The organism is Limibacterium fermenti (assembly GCF_041902845.1).
GTDB classification, from domain to species: Bacteria; Bacteroidota; Bacteroidia; order Bacteroidales; family Dysgonomonadaceae; genus Limibacterium; species Limibacterium fermenti.
In genome coordinates this window covers 308,936-329,640 of the sequence record NZ_CP159486.1, presented here as the reverse complement: position 1 = coordinate 329,640, position 20,705 = coordinate 308,936, and the positions used below count along the sequence as shown (strand labels likewise).

The 20,705-nt window shown below is 43.9% G+C and carries 10 protein-coding genes, 2 tRNA genes and 3 rRNA genes; 7 read left to right on the top strand and 8 right to left on the bottom strand.

Going from position 1 to position 20,705, the window contains the following annotated elements; translation table 11 throughout:
- Window positions 1-8 precede the first annotated feature (8 nt).
- Both ABNK31_RS01485 and dnaK read left to right on the top strand, forming a co-directional pair.
- Window positions 9-1,460, top strand: coding sequence for a vWA domain-containing protein (locus ABNK31_RS01485; protein WP_418893987.1), 1,452 nt, complete (start codon window positions 9-11; stop codon window positions 1,458-1,460).
- A gap of 251 nt (window positions 1,461-1,711) precedes the next feature.
- Window positions 1,712-3,631, top strand: a complete 1,920-nt coding sequence (dnaK, locus tag ABNK31_RS01480; RefSeq protein WP_418893986.1) for a molecular chaperone DnaK — start codon at window positions 1,712-1,714, stop codon at window positions 3,629-3,631.
- 242 nt (window positions 3,632-3,873) lie between these two features.
- On the opposite strand, the gene ABNK31_RS01475 is transcribed toward dnaK, so the two are convergent.
- On the bottom strand, window positions 3,874-5,238 hold the full coding sequence (locus ABNK31_RS01475) for an IS110 family transposase (RefSeq protein WP_418892241.1): 1,365 nt from the start codon (window positions 5,236-5,238) through the stop codon (window positions 3,874-3,876).
- A 244-nt stretch (window positions 5,239-5,482) separates the two neighbouring features.
- Between ABNK31_RS01475 and rlmD the strand changes: the two genes are divergently transcribed.
- Window positions 5,483-6,892, top strand: coding sequence for a 23S rRNA (uracil(1939)-C(5))-methyltransferase RlmD (rlmD, locus tag ABNK31_RS01470; protein ID WP_418893985.1), 1,410 nt, complete (start codon window positions 5,483-5,485; stop codon window positions 6,890-6,892).
- A gap of 23 nt (window positions 6,893-6,915) precedes the next feature.
- On the opposite strand, the gene ABNK31_RS01465 is transcribed toward rlmD, so the two are convergent.
- The gene (locus tag ABNK31_RS01465; protein ID WP_418893984.1) at window positions 6,916-7,233 is read right to left on the bottom strand and encodes a hypothetical protein; all 318 of its coding nucleotides are present in this window, start codon (window positions 7,231-7,233) and stop codon (window positions 6,916-6,918) included.
- 367 nt (window positions 7,234-7,600) lie between these two features.
- Here ABNK31_RS01465 and spt point away from each other — a divergent pair, with 367 nt between their 5' ends.
- The 3 genes from spt to ABNK31_RS01450 all read left to right on the top strand — a co-directional run bounded on the left by spt (window position 7,601) and on the right by ABNK31_RS01450 (window position 10,604).
- Window positions 7,601-8,791, top strand: coding sequence for a serine palmitoyltransferase (gene spt, locus ABNK31_RS01460; protein ID WP_418893983.1), 1,191 nt, complete (start codon window positions 7,601-7,603; stop codon window positions 8,789-8,791).
- Window positions 8,792-8,974: 183 nt separating this feature from the next.
- The gene (gene guaB, locus ABNK31_RS01455; protein ID WP_418893982.1) at window positions 8,975-10,453 is read left to right on the top strand and encodes an IMP dehydrogenase; all 1,479 of its coding nucleotides are present in this window, start codon (window positions 8,975-8,977) and stop codon (window positions 10,451-10,453) included.
- Entirely contained in the window at window positions 10,446-10,604 is a 159-nt protein-coding gene (locus tag ABNK31_RS01450; RefSeq protein WP_418893981.1) for an SH3 domain-containing protein, read from the top strand. Before guaB ends, ABNK31_RS01450 begins: the two co-directional genes overlap by 8 nt.
- A gap of 213 nt (window positions 10,605-10,817) precedes the next feature.
- On the opposite strand, the gene rrf is transcribed toward ABNK31_RS01450, so the two are convergent.
- The 5 genes from rrf to ABNK31_RS01425 all read right to left on the bottom strand — a co-directional run bounded on the left by rrf (window position 10,818) and on the right by ABNK31_RS01425 (window position 16,308).
- Window positions 10,818-10,930, bottom strand: a 5S ribosomal RNA gene (rrf, locus tag ABNK31_RS01445).
- A gap of 123 nt (window positions 10,931-11,053) precedes the next feature.
- Window positions 11,054-13,954 (bottom strand): 23S ribosomal RNA (locus tag ABNK31_RS01440).
- Between the two features lie 322 nt (window positions 13,955-14,276).
- A tRNA-Ala gene (locus ABNK31_RS01435) sits at window positions 14,277-14,350 on the bottom strand.
- 78 nt (window positions 14,351-14,428) lie between these two features.
- Window positions 14,429-14,502 (bottom strand) — tRNA-Ile (locus tag ABNK31_RS01430).
- A gap of 279 nt (window positions 14,503-14,781) precedes the next feature.
- Window positions 14,782-16,308: ribosomal RNA gene (locus tag ABNK31_RS01425) — 16S ribosomal RNA — on the bottom strand.
- The 16S, 23S and 5S rRNA genes sit together here with 2 tRNA genes alongside, the layout of an rRNA operon.
- 548 nt (window positions 16,309-16,856) lie before the next feature.
- Here ABNK31_RS01425 and ABNK31_RS01420 point away from each other — a divergent pair.
- Window positions 16,857-18,695 (top strand): ABC transporter ATP-binding protein, encoded by a 1,839-nt coding sequence (locus ABNK31_RS01420; protein WP_418893980.1) that lies wholly within the window; start codon window positions 16,857-16,859, stop codon window positions 18,693-18,695.
- Window positions 18,696-18,720: 25 nt separating this feature from the next.
- Here the strand turns inward: ABNK31_RS01420 and ABNK31_RS01415 are convergent, their stop codons facing one another.
- Window positions 18,721-20,670 (bottom strand): polysaccharide biosynthesis protein, encoded by a 1,950-nt coding sequence (locus ABNK31_RS01415; RefSeq protein WP_418893979.1) that lies wholly within the window; start codon window positions 20,668-20,670, stop codon window positions 18,721-18,723.
- Window positions 20,671-20,705: the final 35 nt, after the last annotated feature.

Below are 20,705 nucleotides of genomic sequence, written 5' to 3'. Positions count from 1 at the left end.
GCTATCTGATGAAAACAATTACAAAAGTATTAGCCGTTTGCATGATATTCTTTCTATCGTGCACGAAAGTAGATGATGACTCTCCCTCTTATTCGTATGAAAACGGATTCGGAGAGATTGCCTATAACGAAAAGTACAAAGAGTATGAAGAAAATCCGTTTCTGAAAGTAAAGGACTATCCCCTATCCACTTTTTCAATTGATGCCGATGGAGCTTCATACGCCAACATGCGCCGATATGTGAATCTCGGGCAGAAACCGCCTAAAGAATCGGTACGTACGGAAGAATATGTCAATTATTTCACCTACAACTATCCCGAGCCGGAAGCCGGCGAAAACATATCGTTGAGTTCCGAGCTGGTTACCTGTCCGTGGAATGAAGAGCACCATATTATGCGTTTGGGAATTAAAGGAAAAACCATTCCTGAAGAGGAGTTACCCAACTCCAACTATGTATTCCTGATCGATGTATCCGGCTCCATGACCCCGCCCGAAAAACTCGGCGTCCTGAAAACCGGATTCAAACAACTTGTCGATGAACTCGAACCGGAAGACAGAGTCGCCATTGTAGTATATGCCGGTGAAGTAGGTGTGTTACTTCCTTCTACACCTGCGTCGGAAGCAGATCATATAAAAGCGGCGATCGATCGGTTGGGAGCCGGCGGATCGACCGCCGGAGCCGCAGGTATTACAACGGCTTATGAAATTGCACGGGAAAACTTCATAGACGGAGGAAACAACCGTATTATATTGGGCTCCGACGGGGATTTCAATGTCGGAATATCCTCCACCGACGCCTTGGTCGAATTGATTGAAGAAAAGCGGAAAGGCGGTATTTACCTTACGGTATTGGGCGTAGGTACCGGAAACCTCAACGACTACATGATGGAACAAATAGCCAACAAAGGAAACGGCAATTATGAATATATCGATAATGCCGATCAGATTCAAAAGGTCTTCGTTCACGAAAAATCCAAGTTCCACACGGTAGCCAAGGATGCCAAAATACAAATCACCTTTAATCCGGACAGGGTAGAGTCGTATCGTCTCATCGGTTATGAAAACCGTAAAATGAAAGATGAGGATTTTGAAGACGATGAAAAGGATGCGGGTGAAATAGGCTCTTCACAAACGATTACGGCATTGTATGAAGTGATATTGAAAAAGAACGATGCCTCGGCTGAATACGCTAAATTTGATTTCCGGTACAAACTTCCGGACAGCGACAGCAGCCGGCCCTTAAGTCTCTCCATCCGCCAAACACCGTTATCGATCAACGCAGCTTCCGAAGATACCCGATTTGCCGTTTCGGTTGCCGGATTCGGATTATTAATGCGCGAGTCGGAGTATAAAGGCACTTTGGATCAAAAAATGGTCAAAAATCTTGCCGGGTCATCCTTCTCATTCGATCCGAACGGATATCGTAAACAATTTATCGAATTGATTGGGAAATTACCTTAGATAGAAAGGACACAATCCTTCAACGGAGAATAAAACTTAATAGCCCATCTTTTTAAATAAAAGGATGGGCTTTATCATGGAGATACAAGATCTACCTGACGATTATTCCTAAATTATCAAAAAAAAAGAATACGACATATTGTCATATTTTCTGCCAACTGATTTTTGGCACAACATTTGAAAACAAAATAGTGTGCATACTGAAAAATGTAAGTAAAAAGAAAAATTAAAAAGTAAAACAACATATAACTATGGGAAAAATTATTGGAATTGACTTAGGAACCACAAACTCTTGCGTTGCCGTAATGGAAGGTAACGAACCGGTGGTAATCCCTAATAATGAAGGTAAACGGACGACGCCTTCGGTGGTCGCCTTTGTAGACAATGGAGAACGCAAAGTGGGTGATCCTGCCAAACGTCAGGCTATTACAAACCCGAGCAACACCGTATACTCCATCAAGACATTTATGGGCGAAACATTCGATCAGGTGCAAAAAGAAATTGCCAGGGTACCCTATAAAGTGGTACACGGCGATAATAATACACCTCGTGTAGATATAAACGGACATTTATATTCTCCGCAAGAAATATCGGCCATCGTTTTGCAAAAAATGAAAAAAACGGCCGAAGATTATCTTGGACAACAAGTCACGGAGGCGGTGATTACCGTACCGGCATACTTTAGCGACGCACAACGCCAGGCTACAAAAGAAGCCGGGGAAATTGCAGGACTTACCGTACGCCGTATCGTGAATGAACCTACAGCCGCCGCATTGGCTTATGGTCTCGATAAGAAAAAAAGCGATCTGAAAATTGCCGTTTTTGACTTGGGAGGAGGGACGTTCGATATCTCTATCCTCGAATTAGGCGACGGCGTTTTTGAAGTGAAGTCTACAAACGGTGACACTCACCTCGGAGGGGACGACTTCGACCATCGAATTATCGATTGGCTGGCCGACGAATTTATGAAAGAGGAAGGGCTCGACTTGCGTAAAGACCCAATGGCATTACAACGCCTAAAAGAGGCTGCTGAAAAAGCAAAAATAGAACTTTCAAGCGCGACGTCTACCGAAATCAATCTGCCCTATATTATGCCGGTAAATGGAATACCCAAACACTTGGTGAAAACATTGACCCGCGCTAAATTCGAGCAGTTAATCGATGACTTGCTACAGAAATGTATACTGCCCTGCCAAACGTCGATGAAAGATGCCGGACTTACCAACTCTGAGATTGACGAAGTGATTTTAGTGGGTGGTTCTACCCGTATACCAGCCGTACAGCAATTAGTGGAAAAACTTTTCGGTAAAGCCCCGCACAAAGGGGTAAACCCGGACGAAGTTGTTGCCGTCGGAGCCGCGATACAAGGAGCCGTACTGACAGGTGAAGTGAAAGATGTTTTGTTGTTGGATGTAACTCCTCTGTCTTTGGGTATCGAAACATTAGGGGGTGTAATGACCAAACTGATCGACGCCAACACGACGATTCCTACAAAGAAAAGCGAAGTCTTCTCTACAGCGGCCGACAACCAACCTTCGGTGCAAATTAACGTATTGCAAGGGGAACGTTCGCTGGCACGCGATAACAAACAAATCGGAGTGTTCAATCTCGATGGCATTCCGCCTTCTCCTCGGGGCATTCCTCAGATCGAAGTGACTTTCGATATCGATGCCAATGGTATCCTCAATGTGTCGGCTAAAGACAAAGCGACCGGCAAAGAACAAAAGATCCGTATCGAAGCCTCTTCCGGTTTAAGTGACGACGAAATCAAACGGATGAAAGAAGAGGCAGCCGCGAATGCCGAAGCCGATAAGAGAGAAAAAGATCGTATCGACAAGTTGAATCAGGCGGACTCGACCATCTTCCAAACGGAAAAACAACTCTCCGAGTTGGGAGACAAGATACCGGCCGATAAAAAGGCGCCTATCGAAGCAGCGTTGAATAAACTGAAAGAAGCGCATAAAGCGCAAGATGTAGCGGCTATCGATGGAGCTATTGCAGAACTGAACACCGCATTTCAGGCAGCTTCGCAGGATATGTATAATGCCTCCAACCAACAACAGGGGCCACAAAATCCGAATGAAGGTCCGAATACCACCGGTTCTTCCCAGAATGGTGGAACCCAATCCGGCGACAATGTAACCGATGTGGATTTTGAGGAAGTGAAATAAAGAAACTATCACACAGAATAATAGATAATTATAAAATCGTGGTAAGACGTTGTTTTACCGCGATTTTTTTATCATTACAAAAATGTTCCTTACATTTGCTTGTCCATTAAAATGAACAAGTATTATTTTTTATTGAAAGGAGATTTACAATGAATCCAATTACGAAACTCCATACGATGGCATTTTTTTAACGCTATCGACACTTCTCTTTTTATTGATTATCTTCTATATAACAAACCATTTCATCCGCATTCTTTGATTTGATTTTGAAGTTTTTCGAGGGTTCTTTGGGTCTTAATCAATTTTCTTCTAAGTATCTCGGTTTCGCTGGTTTGGGTAAAAGAGTCATCAAACTCGACCTTGTATTTAACCATTGTATAGAGTATTCTTCCCAATTTGTTCGCAGTAGCGATAATAGCCGGCAAGTAACCGCTTTTTGCCTGTATACGCCGGAAGTAATATCCTAAGGGCGTTTTACTTGTTTTCAGGGAGTTTGCCGAAGAACGCAGGATTTGTCCAACAGGATTCTTCCGCTTTGGAATTTTGCTGGACTGGAGTTTTCCTCCCGATATTTTGTTGTTGGGTGTGAGATTACACCAACAACAAAACTGTTTGTATGAGTCAAACTTATCGGTAAAATCGTGTCCCAGCTCACCGGCCAACCGCAACAGGGCCGCTTCACTGACACCCGGTATGCGCATCGCGTTGACACCCCATAATCGGATCGCGTGCTTTTCGATATCTATCGTGACGGCATTCTTTTGAGCTTTTGCTTTTTTCGCCCTTTGCTCCGGCTTGGAAGTTTCTTCGGGTTTAACGTCTTTGAGATACTCCTGCAGGATGCCCTCTATCTGCTTGTCACAATCCTTCATCAGGTTTTGGTAATATACATACAGTTCATAGCTTTGTTTGAGCATGAACAGCAGGTCTTCGTCCCAATTGGCCTGCAGGGATTTGGCGATGGTTTCTTTGGGAGATTTGCATCGGGGATCGGCCAAAGCCGATAGTTTTCGGGCATCGCGTTCCCCGGCCAGAATGGCGCGAATAATCTCCTGTCCCGATTTTCCCAAAATATCGCTGATGACATTGCCCAATTTGATGTTCATCAATTCCATGGCCTTTTGCATGTGGAGCACTTCCCGCGAAGAAGCTTTCAACAACCCGTCACGGTGGCGCGATACATTGCGGATGCGCCGGGCATGGTTCTGGGGTTGGAAACTGGCTCTCAGAAGCCCGTAACTATGCAAGACCATGATGGTTTCGGCATCTACCCGGTCGGTCTTCTTTTCACTGATATTTTTGATGGCCTTGGCGTTGACCAGCAACACATCGAATCCATCCGATTCCAGTATCATGTAGAGTTGGACCCAATACACCCCCGTGGATTCCATGGCGACGGTTTCAATGCCACAGGCTTTAAGCCAATCCGATATAAGGTGTAAATCTTGCGTAAACGTGCCGAAGCGGCGGTTGTTTTCCCCATCCCGCTCTTCAGGGACACATACTTGCATTTCGGTGGAAGAAACATCGATACCCGCCGAATTGGGATTCACGATTTCCAATTTCAATCCCTTGTTTGTCTTGATTTTTTTCGCTTTCTTTGCCATAATTTTAACTTGTGAATACATAAAAGCCTCATCAAGCCGGGATGCTTAAATGATTGATAATCTTCTATAAGGTCTCATAGGAACCAAGTATTTCATTACAAGCAAACCGGAACCGTACTTTGCATTGGAATCGTATCCAAGATAACTTGTGGTTTACTTGCTTGATGGGGCTTCGCAAGTTATTAATTATTTCTCATTTTCAGAGAAAATCCTAACTTTGCATCCTAAAACAGAAACAGACCGAATGGCGAGAAAGAAAAAACAACTTCCTTTATTGGAATCGGTAATGATAAGCGATGTGGCTGCCGAAGGAAAAGCGATTGCGAAAATCGACGGGCTGACCGTTTTTATTCCCTATGCAGTCCCCGGCGATGTGGTCGACATACAGCTTACCCGTAAAAAAAGCAGTTATGCCGAAGGGAGGGTTGTACGTTTCGAATCTTATTCGGACACACGCACCGATGCTTTTTGTGACCATTTCGGTATTTGTGGGGGATGTAAATGGCAAATACTGCCTTATGACGAACAGCTTCGATATAAGCAGAAACAGGTTGTCGATAATCTTACCCGCATCGGTAAAGTGGAATTACCCGAAATATCGTCCATTCTACCTGCTCCCGATACAACTTTTTACCGCAACAAACTGGAATTTACGTTTTCCAATAAGCGATGGCTTACTGAAAAGGAGATAAATACCGACAAAGATTTGTCTGACATGAACGCCTTGGGATTTCATATTCCGGGAATGTTCGATAAGGTGTTGGATATCCATAAATGCTGGTTGCAGGATGACATTTCAAACCGTATCCGAAATGCTGTCCGTGCATTTTGCCTCAACAACCGGTATCCGTTTTTTGACCTCCGGAATCAAGAAGGATTGATGCGTACGCTGATTATTCGCACGACTTCCACCGGAGAGGTCATGGTTATCGTCGTTTTTTTCAAAGAAGATGAAGAAAAAAGAACCCGATTGATGAACTTTCTGGCTTCCGAATTTCCTGAAATAACTTCGTTGCTTTACATCGTCAATGAAAAAGCCAACGACACGATTACGGATCAAGAGGTTATTACATGGAAAGGAAACGACTTCATCTATGAGGAAATGGAAGGTCTGAAATTCAAAATCGGCCCAAAATCATTTTTTCAGACCAATAGTAAACAAGCCTACCGATTGTATAAAGTCGTACGGGACTTCGCGTCTCTTTCCGGCAAAGAATTGGTTTATGACCTATATACAGGTACCGGAACGATTGCAAATTTTATAGCACGACAAGCAAAAAAAGTCATTGGTATAGAATATGTGGAAGAAGCGATTGAGGATGCCATGGATAATTCGCACCGTAACAGGATCGAGAATACGTTGTTTTTTGCAGGGGATATGAAGGATATCCTCACCGAAAGTTTTATCGAAGAGCATGGACGGCCGGATATCCTTATTACGGACCCGCCCCGTGCCGGAATGCACGATAACGTGATTCAAACAATTTTATCGGCTCAGCCCGAACGGATCGTATACGTCAGCTGCAATCCGGCCACACAAGCCCGCGATCTCAGCTTACTCGATAGTCTTTATCGAGTAGCTCGGGTACAACCGGTAGATATGTTTCCACATACTCATCATGTTGAAAATGTAGTCCTCTTGCAAAAGAAATAGGAAGCACCCATTGTATATTCAGGTCATCGCGTTTCCGTATAGTCGACATCTGTGACGGCATTACGTACTTTATCGTCTTTTCCCAATCCTATAAAATCAAAGAGAATGCAGAAGATCGTAAAGGAAGGAACGACATCTGTTCCCGGCAAAAGTTCTTCGATAAATGTAATAAGAGAGGTGTATTTTCCCCGCTTATTCCCAAACATCTTATAACTGATAGAAGCTGCTATAGGGGCCCAAACAGCATCTAAGAACGCCCCTATACCCGGTATCGCCAGCGTACTCATGCCGATCGCATCTAATGCGATACATTTCAAAAGTTTTTTGTACTTATTATCCATTGCAATTTTTATTATATTCCCAATATTCTAAAAACAGGGCGTCTATCTATAAAACCATTCATCAGGCAAGCTCTTTTATTCTTAGCAAACCATACAATTCCAGTATCGTATTAAATGGCAGATAATAAAACGTCGTCAGACATAAAAATGTTTATTCATTATTTTTAATTAACCGCCCTCTTCTTTCAACTAAAGCGAAAATAAGAACTTCAATTTGATAGTAAGACTTTTAACTTGCGACAAAGAAATAAATAGAATATCCGTAAAATAATAAATAAATTAATTGTTATCTTTGTAACTCGGTTTCAAATAAAAACAGATTGTTTTAAAAATAAAGTAACAGAAACCGATTATCTTAATTTTGAAAATGGACCTGTTAAGAGAAAAAACAATGCGATACGATGCCCCTCAACGCGCTAAGGCGGCAGGCATCTATCCTTATTTTCGAGCTATAGAAAGTGATCAGGATACAGAGGTTATTATTAATGGAAAGAAAGTCCTGATGTTTGGTTCGAATGCCTATTTGGGATTAACCAACCATCCGAAAGTAATAGAAGCTTCCATAGCGGCCACCAAAAAGTATGGTACGGGAATGGCTGGCTCACGTTTTCTGAATGGAACTTTAGACATTCATCTTGAACTTGAACGTAAATTGGCCAACTTTATGGACAAGGAGGAAGCGATTGTGTTTCCTACCGGATTCATGGTTAATGAAGGAGTCCTCGGATGCCTTACTGGACGTGACGACTATATTCTTTGGGACGAAAGAGATCATGCTTCCATTATAGAAGGGCTAAGAACTTCGTTTTCGACCAAGTATAAGTTTCGTCATAATGATATGGCTTCTTTGGAAAAGCAGCTGCAGAGATGCAACAGCCATAAAGTAAAGCTTATTGTGGTGGATGGCGTTTTCAGTATGGAAGGCGATTTAGCGAATCTTCCGGAAATCATGAAATTGGCTAAAAAATACAATGCCAATATCATGGTCGACGAAGCCCATAGCCTGGGCGTATTGGGAAGAAAATATAACGGAAAAGGAGTGTGTGACCATTTTGGCTTATTAAACGACGTGGATTTGGTGATGGGCACTTTCAGCAAATCGCTGGCCTCCATCGGCGGATTTGTGGCCGGAGATTATCCCGTAATCAATTATTTGAGGCACAATGCCCGAACCAATATTTTCAGTGCCAGTATCACTCCCGGCGCTACTGCCGCCGCATCCGCCGCACTGGACATTCTGAAAGCCGAACCGGAAAGGGTGAAGCATTTATGGGAATTAACACATTATACGATAAAAAGATTCAAGGATTTGGGTTTTGAATTAGGCCCTACCGAAACCCCCATCATGCCTCTATATGTTCGGGATAATGACAAAACATTTTACATTACCAAATTAATATTCGAAGAAGGTATCTTCGTCAATCCAGTGGTATCTCCCGGCGTGGCACCCGAAGATACATTGATACGATTCGCCTTGATGGCTACTCATTCGATTGAGCAAGTCGATTATGCTATTGAACGAATCTACAAAATATTTAAAAAGGTCGGCATCTTATAAGCTGCGACAATAATTTATACCCGCCTCCGGTAGGACAATCGTCCCATCCGGAGGTTTTTTACGTGCGTACCGAATGCCTTCGACTGTCAAGAAATGGATATCATAAAAATTAACACGCATTTATAACCGGAATTCACAAAAAACGAGTACATTTGCACGCAATAAAAATAGAAAGGTATACTTATGTCATTTATTGCAAACAAAATTGTTACAGAAGGTCTTACTTTTGATGATCTTTTGTTAGTTCCCGCATATTCTCAGGTTCTCCCTAGAAATGTTGATCTTACCACACGATTCTCCCGTAATATATCGTTAAATATCCCGATGGTTTCTGCCGCTATGGATACGGTGACCGAAACAACAATGGCTATTGCTATCGCACGGGAAGGTGGCATCGGAGTTATTCACAAAAACATGAGCATTGAAGCCCAGGCAAAACAAGTCAGGGCTGTGAAAAGAGCCGAAAACGGGATGATTATTAATCCGATTAGTATCACTGCTGAGAAAACGGTTGCCGATGCATTACATATGATGAGTGAATTCAAAATTGGCGGTATTCCTGTAGTGGATGACCAGAATCGTTTAGTAGGAATCGTCACCAATCGTGATTTGCGTTTCGAAAAATCGATGAATAAACACATTGAAGAAGTAATGACCAAAGAAAATCTGGTCTCAACACGCCAATCGACCGATCTGGAGGCAGCCGCTGAAATTCTCCAACAGCATAAAATAGAGAAACTCCCTGTTGTCGATACAGAAAACAAATTAATAGGGCTTATTACTTATAAAGATATTACGAAAGCAAAGGATAAACCGTTTGCTTGTAAAGATGATCAAGGGCGATTAAGGGTAGCGGCCGGTATAGGAGTAACCTCCGATTCCATAGAGCGTGCACAAGCTCTTATTGAAGCCGGTGTAGATGCAATTGTCATCGATACGGCGCATGGTCATTCTAAAGGAGTCGGCGACATGCTCAAACTGATTAAGAAAACATTTCCCCACATTGATATTGTCGTAGGAAATATCGCTACCGGAGAAGGAGCAAAATACTTGGTAGAAGCGGGAGCTGATGCCGTAAAAGTAGGAATCGGGCCAGGCTCGATTTGCACAACTCGGGTTATTGCAGGGGTAGGAATGCCACAGATCTCGGCTATTTACGATGTGGCAGAAGCTTTGAAAGGTACCGGCGTTCCTATTATCGCCGATGGAGGACTTCGCTATTCAGGCGATATTGTAAAAGCTCTTGCTGCGGGCGGCACATCCGTGATGATGGGCTCTCTATTAGCAGGGACTGAAGAATCACCGGGAGAGACAATTATTTTTAACGGTCGTAAGTTTAAAACTTACCGGGGTATGGGATCGCTTTCAGCTATGCAGCAAGGTTCCAGCGACCGCTATTTCCAAGATGTAGAAGACGACATCAAAAAACTTGTACCCGAGGGTATCGAGGCCCGTGTACCATTTAAAGGAACTTTACAAGAAGTAATTTATCAAATGGTAGGTGGACTTAGAGCGGGAATGGGATATTGCGGAGCAGAAAACATAGAGAAACTTCACGATGCAAAATTTACAAAAATTACAGCCGCAGGATATGCAGAAAGTCATCCACATGGTGTAATGATCACACGAGAAGCCCCTAATTACAGCCGGGAAAATGAATAAATTTTCTGATCAACCCATTGTAGGAAAGGCAGCGCATGGGGATGTTATTACATTGGTCAGCAAATATAATGATCAATGGTGGTTTGTACTCGATAAGGATGGCGAGGAAGGTTATTCCTATGCTCAATATTTAGAGCCGGTAAACGAATAAACTTCCAAGATAATAGAAAGTACTAATTTGACTCCCTCCCGTTCGCGGGACGGGAGTTTTTTTGTGTCGGTGTGCCCTGAGGGGAGCATTCGCCCCCGCCCGAACCCCATATCCCCTCCTCTTCCAGGCTCTCCTTCCGTTGATCCATTTACCCATTTATCCATACACACAAAAGAGCCCCCGTAACATACATTACGGAGGCTCTACTTTAAAAGAGGGCGGCTACCTACTCTCCCACATGATTGTGCAGTACCATCGGCGCTATCGGGCTTAACTTCTCTGTTCGGAATGGGAAGAGGTGGATCCCCAACGCTATAACCACCTGAATTATCGCTGCTTACTTATCCGGTAAGCGTGTAAAATAACATGATGAAGGTAAAAAAAGCATACTCACTCAATCAATCCACAAATCTTGTATATTTGTCAAACCCGTCAGATACATCTGACTAAAAAGAAAGCGTACGGGTAATTAGTACTGCTCGGCTTTGACGTCACCGCCTTTACACCTGCAGCCTATCAAGGTCGTCGTCTACAACCACCCTTAAAAGAGATCTCATCTTGAGGTAGGCTTCGCGCTTAGATGCTTTCAGCGCTTATCCCTGCCCAAACTTAGCTACCCGGCTATGCTTCTGGCGAAACAACCGGTAAACCAGAGGTCTGTCCAACACGGTCCTCTCGTACTAGTGTCGGTGCCTCGCAAATCTCTAACGCCCACGATAGATAGAGACCGAACTGTCTCACGACGTTCTGAACCCAGCTCGCGTGCCACTTTAATGGGCGAACAGCCCAACCCTTGGGACCTTCTCCAGCCCCAGGATGTGACGAGCCGACATCGAGGTGCCAAACCATTCCGTCGATATGAGCTCTTGGGAATGATCAGCCTGTTATCCCCGGAGTACCTTTTATCCTTTGAGCGATGGCCATTCCATACTGAAACCACCGGATCACTATGCTCTAGTTTCCTACCTGATCGACTTGTGAGTCTCCCAGTCAAGCGCGCTTATGCCATTATACTCTAAATGACCGGTTACCAATCGGCCTGAGCGCACCTTTAGAAGCCTCCGTTACTTTTTTGGAGGCGACCACCCCAGTCAAACTACCCACCATACAATGTCCTCCTTACTCAGGAGTTAGAGGTCAAACACGAGAAGGGCCGTATTTCAACGTCGGCTCCACGATGACTAGCGTCACCGCTTCGCTGCCTCCGGCCTATCCTACACATCCAGTGCCCAACATCAATGTAAAGCTATAGTAAAGGTTCACGGGGTCTTTTCGTCCCATCGCGGGTAATCGGCATCTTCACCGATACTACAATTTCACCGAGCTCACGGTCGAGACAGTATTCAGATCGTTACACCATTCGTGCAGGTCGGAACTTACCCGACAAGGAATTTCGCTACCTTAGGACCGTTATAGTTACGGCCGCCGTTTACTGGGGCTTCAATTCAATGCTTCTCCTTTGACAGATGACATCTCCTCTTAACCTTCCAGCACCGGGCAGGTGTCAGGCTATATACCGCTTCTTTCGAATTCGCATAGCCATGTGTTTTTGTTAAACAGTCGCCTGAATCATTTCTCTGCGGCTCCGCCGTAAAGCGGAGCGTCCTTTCTCCCGAAGTTACAGGACTATTTTGCCTAGTTCCTTAACCGTGAATCACTCGAGCGCCTCAGTATGCTCAACCCAACTACCTGTGTCGGTTTGCGGTACGGGTGAAATAATAATTGAATGTGTAGCGGTTTTTCTAGGCAGTCTGATTACCCACATTATTGGCTCATCCGAAGACTTGCCATACTTTCAGGTTCAACTCCGGATGCGGTTTTCCCTACACCCTTCTTCGTCTACCCCCTTTAACCATCTATTCCGTCAGATGGCAGTGGTGTCACTCCTGCGTCCCCGCTTAACTTATTATCCCAGTAACGGAATATTAACCGTTTCATCCATCGGACTCGCCTCTAGGCTTATCCTTAGGACCCGACTAACCCTGATCCGATTAGCGTTGATCAGGAACCCTGAGTCTTTCGGCGAGGGGGTTTCTCACCCCCTTTGTCGTTACTTATACCTACATTTGCTTTTCCAGACGCTCCAGAGTACCTGACGATACGCCTTCTACGCTGACTGGAATGCTCCCCTACCAATTGTTGCCAATTCCATAGCTTCGGTAATATGCTTATGCCCGATTATTATCCATGCTTTGCCACTCGACTAGTGAGCTGTTACGCACTCTTTAAATGAATGGCTGCTTCCAAGCCAACATCCTAGCTGTTATAGCGGCAAAACTTCGTTAAATGCAACTTAGCATATATTTCGGGACCTTAGCTGATGGTCTGAGTTGTTCCTCTCTCGGACACGGACCTTAGCACCCGCGCCCTCACTCCCGGTGAGCACTTGCACGCATTCGGAGTTTGTCTGGACTTGATAGGCGGCGAAGCCCTCGCATCCAATCAGTAGCTCTACCTCATGCAAGCTCTTTGTCCGAGGCTGCACCTAAATGCATTTCGGGGAGTACGAGCTATCTCCAAGTTTGATTAGCCTTTCACCCCTACCCTCAAGTCATCCGAAAACTTTTCAACGTTTACCGGTTCGGTCCTCCATGTTGTGTTACCAAAACTTCAACCTGCTCAAGGGTAGATCACTTGGTTTCGCGTCTACTCCTGCTGACTATACGCCCTGTGAAGACTCGCTTTCGCTGCGGCTGACATGCGTTATCGCACTTAACCTTGCCAGGCAAGAGTAACTCGTAGGTTCATTATGCAAAAGGCACGCCGTCATCCCCCGAAAGGGACTCCGACCGCTTGTAAGCACATGGTTTCAGGGTCTATTTCACTCCTCTGTTCGAGGTTCTTTTCACCTTTCCCTCACGGTACTGGTTCACTATCGGTCTCTGGGAAGTATTTAGCCTTAGCGGATGGTCCCGCTTGTTTCACACAGGATTTCTCGTGTCCCGTATTACTCAGGATACCGCCACTCCGGACAATGGTACGTGTACGGGATTATCACCCTCTACGATTAAACTTTCCAGTTTATTCCACTTCTTTGTCTTTTCGCTTGTGCGGTCCTACAACCCCTCTATTGCCGAAACAATACAGGTTTGGGCTTTTCCCGGTTCGCTCGCCACTACTTCGGGAATCACTTTTGTTTTCTTTTCCTATGGGTACTGAGATGTTTCAGTTCCCCACGTTCGCCTTCCGTCTTAAACGGAATGGTACAATCTTCTCGTACCGGGTTGCCCCATTCGGATATCTGCGGATCAATTCGTATTTGCCAATCCCCGCAGCTTTTCGCAGCTTATCACGTCCTTCTTCGCCTTCCAGAGCCTAGGCATCCCCCATGTGCCCTTAATTACTTTCTTTTCGCCGACCTCAGTGACACTTATTTACATAAATGCCTTTGGGTTTGATAAATACTTAGCGTTTGATTCTTAATTTTACTTTTTGCTCTTGTTACCTTTTCATCATGTCAAAGATCGCTTCGATATTAATATCGATAGTTGTCTGAGTCGGAGTCGAACCGTTTTATTTTATGCCGCCCATGCGGCCTTCTCAAACCAATCAATAAGTGAACACACTTACCGCTTATTTTTTCTCTCTCGCTTTACCGCAAATCCCGCTGGATTTCCTCTTCTTTTTTATTTTTTTTTGCTTACCGGCACACATACATATTGCCTGAACTTGTGGAGAATAACGGATTCGAACCGTTGACCCTCTGCGTGCAAGGCAGATGCTCTAGCCAGCTGAGCTAATCCCCCGTTCTTTCAATTCAAGATTCCTTATTGAAAATTCAAGATTATAATTTTGAATATGGAATTTTTAAATATAGAACCCCGTAGTCCCAGGCAGAGTTGAACTGCCGACCTCTACATTATCAGTGTAGCGCTCTAACCAACTGAGCTATAGGACTGGCTGGTTTGTCGGCATCCCTACGCTCTGCTGCCGGCCCCGCTCTTGCGATAAGGGACTGGAGGATGATAAGGGATACGTACCCCGTATGAGGCGGGAGTTATATCTTAACATACATATTTAATTCGGACAATCGCAATAACTGATTTTGTCGATACCTCTTTTTTTTATAACAATCGATAAAGAATAAATAAATAAATCGAGAAAAGAGCCGTTATTCAAGGAATACTCCGTTATCCGATAACGGCTGCTCCGGCCGATAAACCGGCTCGTCCTCCAGAAAGGAGATGTTCCAGCCGCACCTTCCGGTACGGCTACCTTGTTACGACTTAGCCCCAGTCACCGGTTTTACCCTAGGTCGCTCCTTACGGTTACGAACTTCAGGTACCCCCAGCTTCCATGGCTTGACGGGCGGTGTGTACAAGGCCCGGGAACGTATTCACCGCGCCGTGGCTGATGCGCGATTACTAGCGAATCCAGCTTCACGGAGTCGAGTTGCAGACTCCGATCCGAACTGAGAATGGTTTTAGAGATTAGCATCCGCTCGCACGGTAGCTGCCCTTTGTACCATCCATTGTAACACGTGTGTCGCCCCGGACGTAAGGGCCGTGCTGATTTGACGTCATCCCCACCCTCCTCACATCTTACGATGGCAGTCTCATTAGAGTCCCCAGCTTTACCTGATGGCAACTAATGATAGGGGTTGCGCTCGTTATGGCACTTAAGCCGACACCTCACGGCACGAGCTGACGACAACCATGCAGCACCTACACATCTGCCCCGAAGGGAAGTATCCTTTCGAATACCGTCAAATGCATTTCAAGCCCGGGTAAGGTTCCTCGCGTATCATCGAATTAAACCACATGTTCCTCCGCTTGTGCGGGCCCCCGTCAATTCCTTTGAGTTTCATTCTTGCGAACGTACTCCCCAGGTGGATTACTTAACGCTTTCGCTCAGCCGCTTACATTATATCGCAAACAGCTAGTAATCATCGTTTACTGCGTGGACTACCAGGGTATCTAATCCTGTTTGATACCCACGCCTTCGTGCTTGAGCGTCAGTTATAGTTTAGTAAGCTGCCTGCGCAATCGGAGTTCCTTGTGATATCTATGCATTTCACCGCTACACCACAAATTCCGCCTACTTCATCTATACTCAAGTATGACAGTTTCGAAGGCACTTTTACAGTTGAGCTGCAAAATTTCACCGCCGACTTACCATACAGCCTGCGCACCCTTTAAACCCAATAAATCCGGATAACGCTCGGATCCTCCGTATTACCGCGGCTGCTGGCACGGAGTTAGCCGATCCTTATTCGTAAGGTACAGACAATAGGATACGCGTATCCTTTTTTATTCCCTTACAAAAGAAGTTTACAACCCATAGGGCCGTCATCCTTCACGCGACTTGGCTGGTTCAGACTTCCGTCCATTGACCAATATTCCTCACTGCTGCCTCCCGTAGGAGTCTGGACCGTGTCTCAGTTCCAGTGTGGGGGATAAACCTCTCAGTTCCCCTATCCATCGTTGCTTTGGTGAGCCGTTACCTCACCAACTGGCTAATGGAACGCATGCCCATCTCTAACCGATTAATCTTTAACAAATATTCCCATGCGGAATCCCTGTTTTATAGGGTATTAGTCCGTCTTTCAACGGGTTATCCCCTTGTTAAAGGTAGGTTGCATACGTGTTACTCACCCGTGCGCCGGTCGCCGCCATCGTATTGCTACAACGCGCTGCCCCTCGACTTGCATGTGTTAGGCCTATCGCTAGCGTTCATCCTGAGCCAGGATCAAACTCTTCGTTGTATAATTTGTTGTTATGAACGTAACCTGTCTTTTCAACCGGCACGCCACTATCTTCTACTAACGTTGAGCATCCCTAAATGCTGGCTCTTTTTCTTCGACTTACTGTTTTCTTATCCTGTTATTTTTTTAACGGGTACCAACTGCTCTTCTTTCAAAATTCCTTCTTCTCGAAGAGCAATCGTTATATTGCTTGTCTTTTATTTTACTATGTATGTAAATATGCTAAAGATCGTTTCCTTTTGACTTAAACTTCCTGTTGTTCTCAAAAGCGGGTGCAAAGATAAGGGCTTTTTTATTACGAACAAAATTATCTAATACTTTTTTTCAATATATTTTTCACCTCCTCACTCCTAATAAGCTTCAACAATCAGATTAAAAGCATTATGAACACATGAAAAAAATCAATCTTTTTTTCAAAAAAACTCACCGGCATAAAATAAAACGGTCTTCAAACAAGGAGAATCATAATTTATGACTATCTTGCGCCCGATTTACGAATAGATTATTTTTTGGTTATAAAATCGCAGAACATCGCCAAGACAGATCAAATGAAAGGTATAATAAGACTCATAAAACGTTTTTTGCTCTCTTATAAAAAGTATGTAGTTCTTACTTTTGGTTTCAATATCCTCACCGCCTTCCTGAATGTTTTTTCATTGGCGACAATTATCCCAATACTTCAAGTGCTCTTTAAAGTAAATACGGGCACTTATAAATTTATAGAATGGAACGCTCCTGGCAGTTCGTTTGTGGATGTTGTTTTAAACAATCTGAATTGGTATGTGACGCAAATAATGGATATGTATGGCAATACCTATACATTAATGATTTTATCCGTTTTCTTGGTAATGATGACCATCCTCAAAACAGGCACAGCCTATTTCGGATCGTATTTCATTATTCCAATAAGGACTGGCGTCGTGCGCGACATACGTAATCAAATTAATGATAAAATACTGAAACTTCCCATCGGATTTTTTTCGGAAGAAAGAAAAGGAGATATCTTATCACGCATATCGGGCGATGTAAATGAAGTGGAAAACTCGGTGATGAGTTCGCTGGATATGCTGTTTAAGAATCCTATTCTTATGCTTATTTATTTTATCACGATGGTTTTGTTGAGTTGGCAACTCACTTTATTTGTTCTCGTGCTTCTTCCTTTAATGGGATATATTATGGGAACGGTAGGGAAAACCCTTAAGAAAAGTTCTTTCGAAGCCCAGAATAAATGGGGGGAATTAATGTCGCAAGTGGAGGAAACACTGAGTGGATTAAGGGTGATTAAAGCGTTCAATGCCGAAGATGATATATCAAAACGGTTTCACAGCGGCAGCAATGAGTTCCGACGGATGTCGAACCGGATTGCGCGCCGGCAAAACCTAGCCCATCCCATGAGCGAATTGCTGGGAACTCTCACCATTGCGGTTGTGCTTTGGTTTGGCGGTTCTCTTATTTTAAAGGGTTCCACCATGATCGATGCCGCAACCTTTATTTACTATCTAACTATTTTCTATAGCATCATTAATCCGGCAAAGGAATTTTCGAGATCGGCGTATGCTGTCCAACGGGGACTGGCATCCATGGAAAGAATCGACAAGATATTGGATGCAGAAAATGAAAAATCTTACACCACCCGCAACACACCGTTACATTTCAAGAAAGATATTGAATATAAAGACGTGTGGTTTAAATATAATTCGGAGTGGGTAATCAAAGGAATCAATCTGCATATTGAAAAAGGAAAAACCATTGCGCTTGTCGGTCAATCGGGATCGGGCAAATCGACGCTTGCCGATTTGTTACCTCGATTTTACGATATTCAAGAAGGCGGGATCTATATCGATGATACGGATATAAAAGATACGGGGTTGCAGGATTTGCGTTCGCTTTTCGGATACGTAAATCAGGAAGCTATTCTTTTCAATGATACGATATACAATAATATTGCTTTCGGCGCTAAAAACAAAACCGAAGCACAGGTCGTTGAAGCCGCCCGGATAGCGAATGCCCATGAGTTTATTATCGCCACGCCTAAAGGCTATCAAACGAATATCGGTGACCGTGGGGGAAAGCTATCGGGAGGACAACGCCAACGCATCAGCATCGCGCGAGCCATCTTAAAGGATCCTCAAATACTTATTCTGGATGAAGCGACATCAGCATTAGACTCCGACTCGGAGAGACTTGTACAGGCAGCATTGGAACATTTATTAAAGAACCGCACCACGATTATCATTGCCCACCGCCTATCGACGGTGAAAAATGCCGACATGATTTATGTATTACAAGACGGACAAATCGTAGAGTCGGGCAAACACGACACCCTTTATGCTTTGGACGGTTACTATACGAAACTCTGCAAAATACAAGGAATTCTGAAGGCTTAATCCGCCATGCAGTAATGACACGTTATTATCCCTTTGCCGAGGCCGATTCGACCTTTTTATCAGCGGCATTCTCAAGTTGCCGGTCGACATCTTCGAAAGGTGAATTGATGCTATGGAACTCCGGCACTATTTCCTTCATTTTTTTGACAATCTGCATCTCGTCATATTCATAAGAAAGCTTGATCAAAGAATTGATTTGGTCACTGACTTCCGGGTATTCGTACTTGCGGACATCTGCAATCAAAATCTTCTCGTGATGGGTAGGCTTCGTTTTTTCTTCGTTGTTGAGAAGCTCTTCGTACAACTTTTCACCGTGACGCAATCCGGTAAATTCAATTTTCACATTCGGCGACCCCGATAAGCGAATCATCCTTTTGGCTAGATTCAATATCTTCACCGGCTTGCCCATATCGAATATATAAATTTCTCCGTTTTTTCCAAAGGAGCCGGCTTCCAACACCAATTGACAAGCTTCGGGAATAGTCATAAAATAGCGGATAATTTCGGGATGGGTTACCGTTACCGGACCTCCCTTCTTTATTTGTTCTTTAAATAAAGGAATAACCGAACCATTCGACCCGAGTACATTTCCAAATCGAGTTGTAATAAATTGTGTTTTGTTGCGGCCTGTTTTTTCGAGATATTTCGCCAATGACTGAACATATATCTCACAAATTCTTTTCGAACAGCCCATTACATTCGAAGGATTTACTGCCTTGTCGGTAGAAATCATCACAAATTTATCGGCGCCATACTTAACGGCGAGGTCAGCGAGTATCTTCGTCCCGTTTATATTCGTCTGCACCGATTCGGAAACATTATCTTCCATCATAGGAACATGTTTGTAAGCCGCTGCGTGGAAAATATAGTGAGGCTTAAACTCCCGGAATATATTCTCCATGCGCGAAGCATTCGTAATATCGGCTACGACAATTTTCATCGGTAAATTGCGCCATTTCTCCTGAAGCTCCAAGCGGATATCATGCAACGGGGTCTCGGCTTGATCAATGAGTGTAACGCTAAAAGGATTGAATTTAGCCACCTGCCGTACGATTTCGCTACCAATCGAACCCGCAGCGCCCGTCACCAATATGCGCCGGCCCTGAATATCCGAAGCAATCTGCATCATGTTTATTTTAATAGGGTCACGAAGCAGCAAATCCTCGATCTGAATATCCTTCAGTTGCGCACGGCTGGTTAAAGAACCATTCCATTCACTGATGGGGGGAGTGGTCATTAACGAAATATTATGATCGACAAAATTACTGAGCATATTCGTATCTTTAATCTCTTCCATCTTTTGCGGAGAGATAATAATGGTCTTCACATCTTTGCTTTCGAGAATACGGAATAAGCGGTCGTTATTGGCATAAATATTCACACCGAGCAAATCTTTTCCGATCATATGCTGTTCATCCGAAATAAATCCCAATACCTTAAAATTAAATTCGCTATTGGCTTTTAACGCTTTCGCCACACTTATACCGGTTTCTTTTGTTCCATACACAAACACATTTACGGCTTTACTTTCCGTCCCTATCAGCGCTTCATATATTTCCTTGACAAAAACACGCGAGAAAACCATGAGCAAGACATTCAGGACATACGTCGCAAAAAACACTTCTTTGAAGAGGGTAAAACCGATATGGATATCCAGTAAAAGCACCGCCGATAAAAAGGCAAGTCCGTACCCCAAACTCAAGGCATATACAATTCTTAACAAGTCGGAGAAAGACGAAAACCTTAAAATACCGCTAAACGTACGGAAGATGATAAAAAACACGGTGTTAAATAACACAAGCAAGAAAGTTATCATCATACCATCGGCCCTTATAGTGTCGGTCAGGTCTTGGAAGCCGAAACGCAATACAAACATAAATATACACGAAAAGATAATGATGAGGATATCTATTAAAAAGACGCTAAACCTCGATAATACCTTTTTATATAAATAGTTTTTTAAAATTTTACTCATAATTCAAGATTTAAATGACACATAAATATATAAGT